Genomic DNA, 13,634 nt, shown 5'->3' on the forward strand with positions numbered 1-13,634 from the left:
GTGCCGTGCGGGTCTCAGAGCGTCTTGGTCTGGCCGCCGTCGACGAGGGTCTCGGTGCCGGTGATGTTGGCGGCCAGGGGGGAGGCGAGGAACAGGGCCAGGTCGGCGATCTCGTGCGCCTCGCTGATCCGTCCGGACGTGATCCCCATGCTCTGCGGCACGACGACGTCCAGCGCCTCCTGCGCGGTGGTCCCGGCGGCCGCGGCGGTGGCGTCGGCGAAGCCGCCCGGCGCGGTCCAGAACGGCGTGCGGACCGGACCCGGAGCGATGGCGTTGACGCGCACGCCCTGGGGCGCGAACTCCTCGGACAGGGACTTGTTCAGGTTGGTCAGCGCCGCCTTGGCAGCCGAGTAGTCGACCACCATGGGGAAGGGCAGCCGGGCGTTGATCGAGGTGATGTTCACGATGGCCGCGTCCCCCGTCGCGATCAGATGGGGGAGGGCGGCGCGGCTGGCGCGGACGGCGCTGAAGAAGGTCAGGTCGAAGATCCGCTGCCAGTCGGCGTCGTCGACCTTGAGGAACGACTCACGGGGTTCGGCGGCGCCGAGGTTGTTGACCAGGATGTCCAGGCGCCCGTGGCGCTCCACGGCCTGCTGGACCAGGGTCTCCGCGCCCGCCGTGGTGGACAGGTCGACGGGCACGAACGTGACGTCGTGACCGGCCGCGAGGGCGTCCAGTTCGGGGGTGGAGGTGCGGCTGCCGGCCACGACCTTGACGCCTTCGCGGGCCAGCTTCTCCACCACGGCCAGGCCGATGCCCTTGCTGGCTCCGGTGACGACGGCGACCTTGTCCTTGAGGTGCAGTTCCATGACGGTTCCTTCCCGGATTCTTTCTGGATTGATCAATACATAATTACGGTATGGCTTCCCGCGGGTGCGGGTGCGGGTGCGGTGGGTCGGGGTCGCCTGTGGCGGTCAGTCCAGTGCGCGCATCGCTACGGACAGGGCGTCCTCCGCGAACTCCCTCCCCGTGCGCGCCTGGCCGACTATGCGGATCCCCTGGATGAAGGTGGTGAGGAACCGCGCCAGTTCCCTCGGATCCTTGTCCGGGGAGAGCTCGCCCCGGACCTGCGCCTGCTCCAGGGCTCCGGCGAGGAAGGACTCGACCTGCCGGACGGCGACGGTCACGCGGTCCGCCGCCGAAGGCTGCTCGCCGCACTGGGTGGAGGCGCTGACCACGAGGCAGCCGCGCGTGGGCTCGGCCAGGTCCGCCTCGATCATGGAGGTGAGCACCTTGCGTATCGCGGGCCGGATCCCGGTCGTCCCGTCCAGGGTCTTCTGCAGGTCGCTGCCCTGGAGGGAGGTGTAGCGCTCCAGGCAGCGGATGTAGAGCTGTTCCTTCGAGCCGAAGGCCGCGTAGAAGCTGCCACTGCCGATGGACAGCTCTTGCAGCAGGTCCTGCAGGGACGTCTCGGCGTAGCCGCGGCGCCAGAACAGGTCCATGGCGCGGTCCGTCGCCCGGTCGACGTCGAATTCCCTGGTGCGTGCCATGCCGCAAGAGTAGCTCACTTTGTGGAATAGTCAATCCACAACGAGAGGGCCGGTCACGGGGCAGTACTCTGAGCTTCCAGACAGACCGAGTCCGGGGGACCCGGCTGATGGGGGGAACGTGGAGCTCGTCGGTCGGGACGATCAGCTGGATCTGCTGCGCCGGCTGCTGGCCGAGCCGCGGAGCCACGGGAGCGCGGTGCTGGTCCGCGGCGCCCCCGGCATCGGGAAGACGGCGTTGCTCGCCGAGACCGCCGCCCTCGCCGAGGGGCTCGGCCACCGGGTCCTGCGCACCAGCGGTGCCGAGGCCGAGAGCGACATCCCCTACGCCGGTCTGCAGCTCGTCCTGAGCCCGTTGGCCCCGGAGGCCGCCGCGCTCGCCGCCCCGCACCGGCAGGCGCTGGACACCGCCCTCGGCCGGGCCGAGGCCGGTGTTCCCGACGTCTTCCTGGTCGGCCTGGCCGTTCTCAACCTCCTGGCCGACGCGGCCGCCCTCGCGCCGGTACTGCTCCTGGTCGACGACGTCCAGTGGCTCGACGACGCCACCGCCAGCGTCCTGGCCTTCGTGGCGCGCCGGGTCGGTACGGAGCGGGTGGTCATCGTGGGAGCCGCACGCGAGGGCTACCGGTCGCGTCTGGACTCCGACGAACTCACCTCCGTGACCCTGGGGCCGCTCACGGACGGCCAGGCCGCGCAACTCCTCGCGGACCGCGCCCCGGAGCTGCGGCCGACCGCGCATCGCCGGCTGCTGGCCGAGGCCGCCGGGAACCCCCTGGCCCTGACCGAACTCTCCCGCACCCTCGGCGCGTCGGCCGATCCGCACATGTCCCAGCTGCCGCTCACCGAGCGGCTCGAACGGGCCTTCACCGACCGCCTGGAGACCCTGCCCGACATCACCCGCAGTCTGCTGCGGATCGCGGCCCTCAACGACAGCTCGTCGCTCCCCGAGGCCTACCGCGCGACCCGGCTGTTCACCGGCGCCACGGCCGGACCCGCGGAACTCGACCCGGCCGTGCGCGCCCGGCTCGTCCAAGTCGTCGGCAACGACATCAGGTTCGGGCATCCGCTGATGCGGTCGGCGATCCACCAGACCATGCCCACCGGCGTCCGCCACGCCGCACACGCCGCGCTCGCCGCCGTGCTCTGGGAACACCCCGACCGGCAGCTGCGGCACCGCGCCGCCGCGGCCGACGACCCGGACGAGACGGTCGCCGCCGCGTTGGAGGACGCCGCTCACCGGGCCGCACACCGCGGTGGCATCGCGGCGGCCGTCACGGCCCTCGAACAGGCCGCCGCGCTCAGCGAGGACGCCGACCGCCGAGCCGAACGGCTGCTGCGCGCCGCCGACTTCGCCGTCGAGCTCGGCCGGCCCGAGACCGTGACCCGGCTGCTGGACCAGGCGCTCACCGGGCCGCTGTCGCGACGGCAGCACGCCACGGTCGTCTGGCTGCGCGGCAGCTTCGACGAGGGACTGCACAGCCATGCGTCGGGCGCCAACTCCCTGACGGCCCTCGCCGAGGAGATGGCAGAGGAGGACCGTGCGCTGGCGCTGCGGATCCTGTGGAGCGCGGCACAGCTGTGCTTCTGGTCCGACCCGGGCCCGCACGGCCGCTCCACGGTCCTGCGGGCCGTGGAGCGGATGGAGCTCGACGAACTCGACCCGTGGCGGCTGGCCATCTGCGCCTACGCCGCACCGGTCGACCGAGGCACCTTCGTCCTGGAGCGCGCCCGGCACATCGCCCTGAAGGAGGGCGACGACGGCCGCGCCTACCGGATGCTCAGCACCGCCGCGCTCCTCGTCGGCGGCTTCGACCTGGCGCGGGCGTTCTCGGCGGCCGGCAGCGCCCCGTTGCGTGCCCAGGGACGCCTGGGGCTGCTGGCCCGGACGGTCGGCGCTGACGCGTGGAGCGCTCTCGTGGTCGGCGACCTCGGCGCGGCGATCGCCGCGACCGAGGAGTCACGCAGACTGGCGCGCGAGACCAGCCAGACGATGATGTACGCGCTGATGACCGCCACCGCCGCCAAGCTGGCCGCGTTGCGCGGTGAAGTGGATTCCGCCCTGGCGCTGGCCGAGGAGGCGGAGGAGACAGGGCTGCCGGCCGGGGCCCGTCCGGTGCTGGCCACCGCGTCGATGGCACGTGGGCTGGCCGCGCTGGGCGCGGGCCGGTTCGAGGAGGCCTTCGGCCAGTTCCGCCGGCTGCACGATCCCGCGGATCCCGCGTTCCAGGTCGCGCTGCGGCTGACGGCCGTGGGCGACCTCGTCGACGCGGCGACGCACTGCGGGCGGCTGGACGCCGTGCTCCCGGTCGTGACGGAGCTGGAGAAGGTCGCCACGGTGACCTCCGCGCCGGTGCTGCACGCCGAACTGCGTCTGGTCCGGGCGCTGCTGGCCGCCGACGAGGACGCCGACCCGCTCTTCGCGGACGCGCTGGGCGCAGACCTCGGCGCCTGGCCGCTGATCAGGGCCCGTACCCATCTGGCCTACGGCGAATGGCTGCGGCGCCGGCGGCGCAGTGTCGAGTCCCGCGACCACCTCCGTGCCGCCCGCGACATGTTCGACGCGCTCGGCGCGATCCCCTGGGGGGAGCGGGCCCGCCGGGAGCTGCGTGCGGCGGGCGAGACCAGCCGCCGCCGGGCCCCGGACGCCCGGGACCAGCTGACCGCCCATGAACTGCAGATCGTCCAGCTCGCCGCCGAGGGCCTGACGAACCGCGAGATAGGCCAGCGGCTCTACCTCTCGCACCGTACCGTCAGCTCGCATCTCCACCGGATCTTCCCCAAGTTGGGCGTGGCCTCGCGCGCCGAGCTGCGGACGGTGGTCAGCGCCCTGCGTTGACCGGTACACCACCGTCACATGACGCTCGCTGCCGCCGCCGCGCTGCTCCTAGCGTCCCCATGTCAGGACAGCGACAAGCAGGGGAGCGGTCCCATGGTGGGGAACGGCGTCCAACACCCGTCCGGGCTGCCGATCGTCGGTCGCCATGCCGAACGCGAAGCCGTCGGGCGGCTGCTCGACGCGGTACGCGACGGCCTCAGCGGAGTCCTGGTGCTGACCGGCGAACCCGGGATCGGCAAGACCCGGCTGCTGGAGTACGCCGCGGACCGGGCCGCGGAACTCCGCGTGGTCCGGCTGACCGCGGCCGAGACCGAGACCGGTCTCGGCTACGGCGCGCTGCACCGGTTGCTGCGGCCGTTCCTGAACGGTACGGGCCGGCTGCCCGGGCCGCAGCGGACCGCGCTGGACGCGGCCATGGGTCTCGCGCCGGGGCCGCCCGCGGACCGCTACCTGGTCGGGCTGGCGACCCTGACGCTGCTCTCCGAGGCCGCCGCCGACCAGCCGCTGCTGTTCCTGCTCGACGACGCGCAGTGGCTGGACCGGGAGTCGGCCGAGGCGCTCGCGTTCCTCGCCCGCCGGCTGCACGCCGACTCCCTGGGCCTGATCATCGCCGTCCGCGACGGGCTCGGGGACAACGGCCTGTTCGACGCGCTGGACATGCACCCCCTGACCGGTCTGCCCGAGCCGGAGGCCAGGGCCCTGCTCTCCTCCGTCGCCCGGCGGGTGGACGCGGACGTGGCCGGCCGGATCGTCACCGGCACCGGCGGCAATCCGCTCGCCCTGCTGGAGCTGGCCGACGCCCTGGCTGCCGAACAGCTGTCCGGTGTCGCCCCGTTGCCCGATCCGCTGCCGGTGGGCCGGCTTCTCGAGGGCCACTTCCAGCGCCTGGTCCGAGCCCTGCCGGCCGAGACCGCAACCCTGTTGCTGCTGCTCGCGGCCGCCCCCTCGGACGACACGGGGATGATGTGGCGGGCCGCCGGGCGGCTGGGCCTGTCCGCCCGCGCCGTCCGGCCCGCGGCCGCCGTGGGAGTCCTCGGCCGGGACATGCCTCCGGCCTTCCGGCATCCCCTGATCCGCTCGACGGTCTACGCCGCGGCCGAACCCGGCGAGCGCCGCCGGGTGCACGCGGCGCTGGCCGCCGCCTGCGACCCCGTCCGGGACGCCGACCGCCGTGCCTGGCACCGGGCGGAGGCCGCCGAGGGCGTGGACGACGGCGTCGCCGACGACCTGGCGGCCGCCTCCGAGCGGGCCCGCGCCCGCGGCGGCTACTCCCAGCAGGCCCTGTTCCTGTCGCGTGCCGCCGAGTTCACCGGGGACCCGGAGAAACGGGCCGAGCGGCTGCTCGACGCGGCGCAGGCCCATCTGATGTCCGGCGACGCGCCGGCGGCGGGGACCGCGCTGGACCTGGCCGGCGCCGACCTCGGCGGCCCGGTGACGCGCACGCGCGAGCTGCGGATACGGGCGACCGCGCAGATGTTCCGGATCGCCGTCGCCGACGTCCCGGCGATGCTGATGGACGCCGTGACCAGCCTCGGCCCACAGGACCCGGGGCTGACCTGGGAGCTGCTCTGCGAGGCGCTGCACGCCGCGCTGGTCGCCCACGACGCCATGCGGGGCTCGTCGCTGACCGAGGTCGCGGCGGCGGTCGTGGCCGCGCGGCACGACCCGGACTCCGCGGTGCGCGACCGGGACCTGCTGATGGAGGGCCTGTCCCGGCGCGTGGCCGAGGGCTACGAGCACGGCGCGCCCGTGCTGCGCACCGCCCTGGACGGGCTGAGGGACGGCGGTGAGATCAGGGACGCGAACAGTCCGTTCGCGGTGATGCTGTTGATGGCCTGCGACGATCTGTGGGACGTCCAAGCGGGGCGCGAGCTCACCGACCGTCTGGCCGCGACGGACCGCGACGCCGGCGCGCTGTACGCGCTGAGCATCGCGCTGCTCGTCCAGGCGCGCTACGAACTCCTGGACGGACGGCTGACGGAGGCGGAGGTCCGCTACGCCGAGTTCGACGACATCGTGGCCGCCACCGGGTTTCCCGGCGGAGGGGACATCAACAGGCTCCACCTGTTCGCCCTGACCGGCCGGGAGGCCGAGCTGCGGGCGGCGGTTCGGCGGACCGCAGAGCTGAGGGACATCGGGCTCGGCCTGCACCAGCTGATGGCGCAGCACGCCCTGACCCTGTTCGAGCTGGGGCAGGGCCACTACCGGCAGGCGTTGAAGCACGCGCGGGCCGTTTTCGATGAGGACCCTCCGACCTGCGGCAACCTCGTGCTGCCGCTGATCGTCGAGGCCGGCGTCCGCACCGGCGACCGGGACAGCGCGGACCGGGCCCTGGCCCGGCTGGAGGAACGCGCCCCGCTCGCCGGTACTCCCTGGGCGCTGGGCACCCTGGCCCTCGGCCGGGCGCTGACGGCCGACGGCGACGATGCCCAGAAGTTCTACGAGGAGTCCGTCGAACTGCTGGGGCAGGGTCCGCTGGCCCTGGAACTGGCCCGGACCCGGCTCCTGTTCGGCGAGTGGCTGCGCCGCCGCAAGCGCCGATCCGATGCCCGGAAGCAACTGCGCGCCGCGTACGAGAGCTTCGACGCCTTCGGCGCGGTGCCGTACGCCGAGCGGGCCCGGATCGAGCTGCTGGCCACCGGTGAGAAGGCCCGCAGGCGGACCGAGGAGACCAGGTTCGATCTCACCCCGCGGGAACGGCAGGTGGCCGCCATGGCCGCCTCGGGGCTGACCAACGGGGAGATCGCGGCGCGGTTGTTCGTCACCGCCTCGACCGTCGAGTTCCATCTGAACAAGGTGTTCCGCAAACTCGGTATCACCTCCCGCAAGCAGATCCCGCGCGCGATCGGCGAACCCGGCCCGGAGACCGGGGGGTGACCCCGTGGGAACCGGCGCGTCGCGGCCGCCGTCCCGGCCGCGACGCGGGCGTCATTTCGCCGCGGACGCGAAGAAGTCCAGGTAGCGGCGCGCGAGTTCGGCGGGCGCCTCCAACGGGATGTTGTGCCCCGCCTGCTCGATCACCACAGGCGTGACGTCCACCGCGACCTGCGCCATCTGCTCCCCGGGCTCCGCGGCGAGGTAGGCGCGCCCCCCGACGGCCAGCACCGGGCATTCCAGCGGGACCGCGAACTGCGGCCGGTTCTGCTCGGCATCGGTCTCCGTCGCCCGGTACAGCTCGAACACCGCGTGGTTGCCGCCCGGTTCTTCGAGCCCGCGCGTGTACTCGTCCTCGTCGGCGTCCGTGTACGCGCTCGGGTCCCACATGATCCGCCGCATGAAGTACGTCCAGAAGGCACGCTCCCGGCCGGTGATCAGCAGTTCGGGGTAGTGCGGCAGGCCGAACAGCGAGCGGTGCCAGCCGGTGCGGGGATCCTCGGCGGCGAGCGGCCCGAGGTCGGGCACCGGGAGGCCGGGCAGCCTCGTCTCCTGGAAGACGAGCTGCACGACCTTCGGGCGGTGGAAGGCCGCGACGGCGTAGGCGACGGCCGCACCCCAGTCCTCGCCCACCACGCGGTACCGGTCGTGTCCCAGCGTCGCCATGAGCGCGGCGACGTCGGCGGCCAGGGTCCGTGTGTCGTACCCGGTCGCCGGACGTCCCGAGCCGCCGAATCCCCGCAGATCCACCGCGACGACCGTGTGGTGCGGGGTGAGCAGCGGGATGACGTGGCGCCAGAAGAACATGGTCTTCGGCACGCCGTGGATCAGGACGACCGGCTCGCCGCTGCCGCCCGTCGCACAGTGCAGATCGACCCCGTTGACCCGTGGCCGGCCGTGGGTGAGCGGGACACCGGAGTGATCCCTCATCCCCAGCGCTCCGGATCCCGTCATCGCCGCCTCCTCGTCACCGGTTCCCGTCGGCTACTTGGCCAGGAAGGCCAGCAGCGCGGCGTTGACCTCTTCGGCGTGCGTCCACAGCAGGCCGTGCGGGGCGCCCTCGATCTCGACGTACTCGGCCGAGGGCAGCAGTGCGTGGAAGGGCCGCCCGGTGGCGTCGACCGGCAGGATCCGGTCGGCCGTGCCGTGCAGGATCAGCGTCGGTACGTCGATCCTGGCGACGTCGGCGCGGAAGTCGGTGATCCAGGTGGGTACGCAGGCCACCGACGCGTACGCGGACGCGCCCGCCGCCACGTTCCAGCTCGCCCGCACGGCCTCTTCGCTGATCCGGCTGCCGAGCGTCTCGTCGAGGTTGTAGAACGCCTCGTAGAAACCGGTGAAGTAGGCGTAGCGGTCCTTAGTGACCGCCTCCAGGATGCCGTCGAACACGGACCGGTCGACGCCGCCCGGGTTGTCGTCGGTCCTGACCAGGAAGGGTTCGAGGGAGGCCAGGAAGGCGGCCTTGGCGACGCGCTGCGAGCCGTACGTACCCAGGTAACGGCCGACTTCCCCGGTGCCCATGGAGAACCCCACGAGTACCGCGTCGGTCAGGTCCAGCTCGGTCAGCACCGCGTCGAGGTCGGCGGCGAAGGTGTCGTAGTCGTAGCCCGTGGTCGGCTGCGACGACCGGCCGAAGCCGCGCCGGTCGTAGGTGACGACCCGGTGGCCCGCGTCGAGCAGGGCCGGGAGCTGCTTCTCCCACGAGTGGCCGTCCAGCGGGTAGCCGTGGATCAGTACGACGGGCTGCCCGCTCCCGTGGTCCTCGTAGTACAGCTCGATGTCGGCGGAGTTCTCCTGGCCGACGGTGATGTACGGCATGTCGGTTTCCCTTCGTGTGTTCGGCGGACCGGCGGGCGGCTCACAAGGACGGCGGCGGTCCGGTGACGCGCAGGTGGAAGGCCTCCGCGGAGGCCACGACCGCGCCGAGGTCGAACTCGGGCGGCAGGTCCCCGGCCTCGGCCACCGGGGTGCCGTTGGCCCGGAAGTACTCCTCGATGCAGGCCGGGCTGAACAGCACCGCTATCCGCGCCCCCTCGGGCGAGCGCACCAGGTAGCTGTGCGGCACCCCGCGCGGCCCGTACGCGACCTGCCCGGGCACCAGGTCGTGGCGCTGGTCGCCGACGAAGAACGTCACCTCGCCGTCGAGGACGAACCAGACCTCCTCCTCGTCCTCGTGGACGTGGTGCGGGGGCGCGTGGCCGGCCGGGTCGGCGAACTCCATCAGACTGAGGCGGTTGTCGGTCGCGGTACCGGGAAGCAGGATCCTGGCCTGGCCGCCGAGGAACCAGAAGGGTTCGCGCTCGGGCGTCGGGCCGAAGGTCGGGAAGAAGCCGGTCATTCTCGCTCCTGAGGTCATCGGGGGCCGTCCAGGAAGCGCAGCAGCATGTCGGTCATCTCTTTCGGGTGCTCCTCGTAGATCCAGTGGCCGGAGTCGGCGACGACGGCCGGGGTGACGTGGGTGGCGTAGCGGCGCACCTGCTTCGCGACCGACGAGCCGAGGCTGCCGTCGGCGCCGACCGCGAGGACCGGCATGGTCAGGCGCTTCTTCCGGAACCGCGCGTTGTCGGCGATGTCCTGCGGGAACGTGCGGAACCAGGCGAAGCTCGCCTCCAGGTGGGCGTAGTCGCGCAGGTAGGAGGCGAAGACCTGGAGGTCGTCCGGGGCGAGGGCGTCCTTGCGCACCGCGATGCCCCGCATGAACCCGGTCGTCCAGGTCAGCTCGCGGCCCCGGACCAGGCTCTCCGGGAGGCCGGTCCGCAAGGAGAAGAAGCCGAAGTGCCATGCGCCGGGGCCCTGGGCCGTCAGCGACGGGAATTCGTAGAGGCCCGCGTCCGGGATCGGGGCCTCGCTGAGCACGAGCTTCCTGACGCTGTGCGGGTACTGCGCGGCGTAGGCGTACGCGACCATCGTGCCGATGTCATGGCCGACGACGTTCACGTCCTGGTCCTTGCCGAGCGACACCAGGAGCGCGTGCAGTTCGGCGGCCATGGTCTTCTTGTCGTAGCCGGACGCCGGGGCGTCACTGCGGCCCGCGCCGGGCAGGTCCGGCGCGATGACGGTGTAGTGCCTGGCGAGCGCGGGCATGATGCCGTGCCACTCGTACCAGGTCTGCGGGTAGCCGTGGATCAGGACCAGGGTCGGTCCGTGGCCGCCGATCACGTAGTCGATGCCGATCCCGGCGACCCGGGTCTTGTGCTCACTGAAGCCGGCGGGAATCCGCTCGCCGGACGACGGCGCCGACTTGTCGGAGGCCGAGGCCGTGAGGGTGGTCGAGCCGAGGCCGACGGCCAGGGCGAAGACCGCGGCCACCAGGCGGCGGGATCTGGGCAGGCGGAATCTCACGGATCTCTCCAGGGGACACGAGGGGAGGTGAGGCGCGGCTGGCCGGGCGCCCGCCGCGCCGTGACGGCCGGTCAGAGCGAGTCGACGAGGCCGCCGTCGACGACGAAGTCGGCGCCGGTGATGTTCGCCGCCCGGGGACCGGCGAGGTAGACCACCAGATCGGCCACCTCGGACGGCCGGGTGAAGCGGCCGGTCACCGACTGGTCCGCCGCGCCGCGGGCCACCTCCCGGGGGTCGACGCCCCGGGCCCCGCCGACCGTGGCGGCGACACCGCCGGCGCCCTGCCACAGCGCTGTCTCCACCGGGCCGGGACCGATGGTGTTGACCCGCACACCGTGTGGCCCGACCTCCTTGGACAGGGCCTTGCAGAAGTTGGTCAGCGCCGCCTTCGCCGCGCCGTAGTCGATGACCAGCGGGTCCGGCAGCCGGGCGTTGACCGAGGAGACGGTGACGATGCGTCCCGCGCCGGTGGCGAGCAGGTGCGGCAGCGCGGCCCGGGTGGTGCGGACGGCGGCCATGAGGTTGACCGTGAACGTCCACTCCCAGTCCTCGTCCGTCACGCTCAGGAAGCCGTCGACCCGCGGCCGCACCGCACCGACGTTGTTCACCAGGACGTCGACACCGCCATGGAGCGCCACGGCCTCGGCGACCAGCGCGGCCGGACCGTCGGGCGTCGCGAGGTCGACCTCCACGACGGTGAGTTCGGCACCCTGCTTCACGTGCTGGTCGAGTGCGTCGGTGCGTTCCCTCGAACCCGCGACGACGCGGGCGCCGGCCGCGAGGAAGGCCTCGACGACGGCCAGTCCGATGCCGCGCCCGGCGCCGGTGACCACGACGGTCCGCCCGGCCAGGCCCGCGTCGCCGGCGGACGTCCCGGCGGCCTGGGGACCGGAGTTCACCGCCCGGCCTCCAGGCCCTGCCGCCGCAGCCAGGTGAGCACGGTGTCCGCGACCTCGCGCCAGCCGCCGTCGATCGTCAACGAGTGCCCCCGGTCGGGGAAGTTGATGATGTCGGTGACCGCCTCGGAGTGCCGGTACTGCTTGAGGGTGGCCCGGGTGACGACCTCGGGCACCGTGTGGTCCTTGCCGCCGGAGACGAGCAGCAGCGGGCCGCGTCCGTTGTTGTCCGTGTCGACCTTCGCCGGCGAGTGGGGGTTGAAGTTGGCGGAGGCGGCCTCGTACAGCGGCTTGCCCGGCGCGGGGATGGTCCAGCGTTCGTACAGGGCCGCCGATTCCTCCTCCGCGACGGCGTTGCCGAACGCGAACCGGAACTGCTCCGCGGTCAGGGAGACCGACCGGCGCTTGTTGGCCGGGTTCTTGAAGACCGGGAGCGTCGCCTTCAACGCGGACAGCGGCAGCGGCAGCACACCCTTGATCTGTGCGGCGTCGATCGCGACCGCCGCGGCTGCGCGGTCCTGGCCGAGCAGCTTCTGCGCGATCATCCCGCCGAACGAATGGCCGATCACGACGGGCCGCACGGGCAGGGCCTCGATCAGGGCCGCGTAGTGCTCGACGACGTCGTCGATGCCGTGGCCGGCGATGCTCTCGGGGTTCTGCCGCGCGTCCTCGACGGTGTCGGGGTCGCCCGGCCACCCGGGCGCGGACGGGTCGTAGCCCTCGGCGCGGAACAGCTCGATCCACGGCTGCCAGGAGGTGCTGTGCAGCCAGAGTCCGTGGATGAAGACCACGGGAAGGGGGACGGTCATGGCTGGGCCTCTCTTGTCGGTGCTGTTCAGGGTCTGTTGTCGAGAGCCTGTGGTTCAGGGGTGGATGCCGAACGGCCCGAGGACACCCGCGTCGATCCGCAGGGACTCCAGCAGCGTCCACGCGTTGTCCCGCGTGAAGACGTCGGCGGCGGCGAGGACTCCGGTGTACTTCGCGGCCACCGGCGCGGCCGCGGCGTCCGCGACCGCGTCGAGGAAGGTCTTGAAGATCGCCCACGAGTTCCCCTGCGCGCCGTACTTGGCGAAGAACGGGGCCGGGTCCACGGAGGCGATCGCGGACCGGGTGCTGGCCTCCAGATCGTCCATGTACCGGATCTGCAGGGCGCCGTCCGCGCGGACTCCGAGCCGCCCGAGATGGCCGCCGACGAACGTCTGCCACGGGTAGTCCATCGCGATGCTCTGGGCCTTGATCCAGTCGGGGATGTCCTGGGAGACCGCGAGGTTCTTGAACGGCACCCAGCCCGGGTACAGGACGTCGACCAGCATCAGGGTGTCGTACTCGGGCGCGTGGACGAAGATGTTGTCGGGGGAGTGGTTGGGGCCGTGGTACGCCAGGCGCAGGGTTTCCCCGCCGACCTTGAGCTGGTACTTGTCCTGGAAGGTGACCGTCGGCAGCGGTCTGTTGGGGTCCGCCGCGCGGGCCAGCAGACCGGCCGTCGCCGCGTGCGAGATCCGGACGACGTCGGTTCCGAACAGGCCGGCGGCGCCGATGTGGTCGGCGTGCGAGTGCGAGTAGACCAGGTGTGTGACCCGGCCCGGCCGGCCGTTGGCCCGGGTGATGTCGTCGATCGCGCGGAGCAGGTTGTGCCCGATGGTCGGCGGAGCGTCGACGAGGACGACGCCCCGCCGGGTCGTCAGGAACATGGCCTGGTAGAAGGAGTCCGTGACCCAGTAGAGGTTTCCGGCGATCCGGTCCACGTAGTAGCCGGCCTCGTTCACCTGGGGCCCGGCCGCGGCGGCCGGGACGGGCGCGTAGTCGGGCAGCCCGCCGTCATCGGCGTGGGCGGGCCCGGCCGACGCGCCGACGAACGCGGCGGCGGCCGGGACGGCGAGTGCCCCGGCGGCGCCCTTGAGGAATCCGCGGCGGCCGGTCGGAGGCTGGAGCTCGGAAGGCATGGAAGGGTGGTCGCCTTTCGGTCGGGGGACGAAGGCGGCGATCGCCGACCCCGCCAGGACAGCACCCCGCGAGCGACGTTCGCACTGGGGCTCCACCCCAGCCGAACGGACTCCCGACCTCCCCTGGTGCACAGGGAAGTTGAGGATCCGCCGCACGGATGACCGGAATCGGCCGAGTCGGCATCGGACGTAAAGAAACCCCACAGGAAACCCAAAGAATCACTCACGCTGGAAACGCATCTCGACTCACAAGACT

At 72.5% G+C, this 13,634-nt stretch carries 11 protein-coding genes; 2 read left to right on the forward strand and 9 right to left on the reverse strand.

The window, feature by feature from the left end; all coding sequences use genetic code 11:
* Positions 1 to 14: 14 nt before the first annotated feature.
* Together ACIPSJ_RS01290 and ACIPSJ_RS01295 are read right to left on the reverse strand one after the other, a co-directional pair.
* A complete protein-coding gene (locus ACIPSJ_RS01290; protein ID WP_401342534.1) occupies positions 15 to 809 on the reverse strand; it encodes an SDR family NAD(P)-dependent oxidoreductase in 795 nt (264 codons plus the stop codon).
* Positions 810 to 914: 105 nt separating this feature from the next.
* Complete coding sequence (locus tag ACIPSJ_RS01295; protein WP_355710637.1) at positions 915 to 1,490, reverse strand: TetR/AcrR family transcriptional regulator; 576 nt, start codon at positions 1,488 to 1,490, stop codon at positions 915 to 917.
* Between the two features lie 118 nt (positions 1,491 to 1,608).
* On the opposite strand from ACIPSJ_RS01295, the gene ACIPSJ_RS01300 reads away from it, so the two are divergent.
* Both ACIPSJ_RS01300 and ACIPSJ_RS01305 read left to right on the forward strand, forming a co-directional pair.
* The gene (locus ACIPSJ_RS01300) at positions 1,609 to 4,323 is read left to right on the forward strand and encodes an AAA family ATPase (protein ID WP_401342536.1); all 2,715 of its coding nucleotides are present in this window, start codon (positions 1,609 to 1,611) and stop codon (positions 4,321 to 4,323) included.
* Between the two features lie 93 nt (positions 4,324 to 4,416).
* The gene (locus tag ACIPSJ_RS01305; protein WP_401342538.1) at positions 4,417 to 7,200 is read left to right on the forward strand and encodes an AAA family ATPase; all 2,784 of its coding nucleotides are present in this window, start codon (positions 4,417 to 4,419) and stop codon (positions 7,198 to 7,200) included.
* Between the two features lie 51 nt (positions 7,201 to 7,251).
* Here ACIPSJ_RS01305 and ACIPSJ_RS01310 read toward each other — a convergent pair whose 3' ends face one another.
* From ACIPSJ_RS01310 to ACIPSJ_RS01340, 7 genes are all read right to left on the reverse strand, one after another.
* A complete protein-coding gene (locus tag ACIPSJ_RS01310; RefSeq protein WP_359215546.1) occupies positions 7,252 to 8,151 on the reverse strand; it encodes an alpha/beta hydrolase in 900 nt (299 codons plus the stop codon).
* A gap of 30 nt (positions 8,152 to 8,181) precedes the next feature.
* A complete protein-coding gene (locus tag ACIPSJ_RS01315) occupies positions 8,182 to 9,015 on the reverse strand; it encodes an alpha/beta hydrolase (RefSeq protein WP_359215543.1) in 834 nt (277 codons plus the stop codon).
* 40 nt (positions 9,016 to 9,055) lie between these two features.
* A complete protein-coding gene (locus ACIPSJ_RS01320) occupies positions 9,056 to 9,535 on the reverse strand; it encodes a cupin domain-containing protein (RefSeq protein WP_359215540.1) in 480 nt (159 codons plus the stop codon).
* 14 nt (positions 9,536 to 9,549) lie between these two features.
* Complete coding sequence (locus tag ACIPSJ_RS01325) at positions 9,550 to 10,539, reverse strand: alpha/beta fold hydrolase (protein WP_401342541.1); 990 nt, start codon at positions 10,537 to 10,539, stop codon at positions 9,550 to 9,552.
* A gap of 71 nt (positions 10,540 to 10,610) precedes the next feature.
* Positions 10,611 to 11,438 carry an SDR family NAD(P)-dependent oxidoreductase gene (locus tag ACIPSJ_RS01330; protein WP_401342543.1) on the reverse strand — a complete coding sequence of 276 codons (828 nt, stop codon included), beginning with the start codon at positions 11,436 to 11,438 and terminating at the stop codon, positions 10,611 to 10,613.
* On the reverse strand, positions 11,435 to 12,244 hold the full coding sequence (locus ACIPSJ_RS01335) for an alpha/beta hydrolase (RefSeq protein ID WP_401342545.1): 810 nt from the start codon (positions 12,242 to 12,244) through the stop codon (positions 11,435 to 11,437). The genes ACIPSJ_RS01330 and ACIPSJ_RS01335 overlap by 4 nt, the downstream gene beginning before the upstream one ends.
* A gap of 54 nt (positions 12,245 to 12,298) precedes the next feature.
* Positions 12,299 to 13,378, reverse strand: a complete 1,080-nt coding sequence (locus ACIPSJ_RS01340; RefSeq protein WP_401342547.1) for an MBL fold metallo-hydrolase — start codon at positions 13,376 to 13,378, stop codon at positions 12,299 to 12,301.
* Positions 13,379 to 13,634: the final 256 nt, after the last annotated feature.

This window comes from Streptomyces sp. NPDC090088, from assembly GCF_044747345.1.
Lineage (GTDB): Bacteria > Actinomycetota > Actinomycetes > Streptomycetales > Streptomycetaceae > Streptomyces.

What these genes read in the sequence shown, in the direction of transcription:
- ACIPSJ_RS01290 (WP_401342534.1), bottom strand. Translation starts at nt 809, where the DNA reads ATGGAACTGCACCTCAAGGACAAGGTCGCCGTCGTCACCGGAGCCAGC.
- ACIPSJ_RS01295 (WP_355710637.1), bottom strand. Translation starts at nt 1,490, where the DNA reads ATGGCACGCACCAGGGAATTCGACGTCGACCGGGCGACGGACCGCGCC.
- ACIPSJ_RS01305 (WP_401342538.1), top strand. Translation starts at nt 4,417, where the DNA reads ATGGTGGGGAACGGCGTCCAACACCCGTCCGGGCTGCCGATCGTCGGT.
- ACIPSJ_RS01310 (WP_359215546.1), bottom strand. Translation starts at nt 8,151, where the DNA reads ATGACGGGATCCGGAGCGCTGGGGATGAGGGATCACTCCGGTGTCCCG.
- ACIPSJ_RS01315 (WP_359215543.1), bottom strand. Translation starts at nt 9,015, where the DNA reads ATGCCGTACATCACCGTCGGCCAGGAGAACTCCGCCGACATCGAGCTG.
- ACIPSJ_RS01320 (WP_359215540.1), bottom strand. Translation starts at nt 9,535, where the DNA reads ATGACCGGCTTCTTCCCGACCTTCGGCCCGACGCCCGAGCGCGAACCC.
- ACIPSJ_RS01335 (WP_401342545.1), bottom strand. Translation starts at nt 12,244, where the DNA reads ATGACCGTCCCCCTTCCCGTGGTCTTCATCCACGGACTCTGGCTGCAC.
- ACIPSJ_RS01340 (WP_401342547.1), bottom strand. Translation starts at nt 13,378, where the DNA reads ATGCCTTCCGAGCTCCAGCCTCCGACCGGCCGCCGCGGATTCCTCAAG.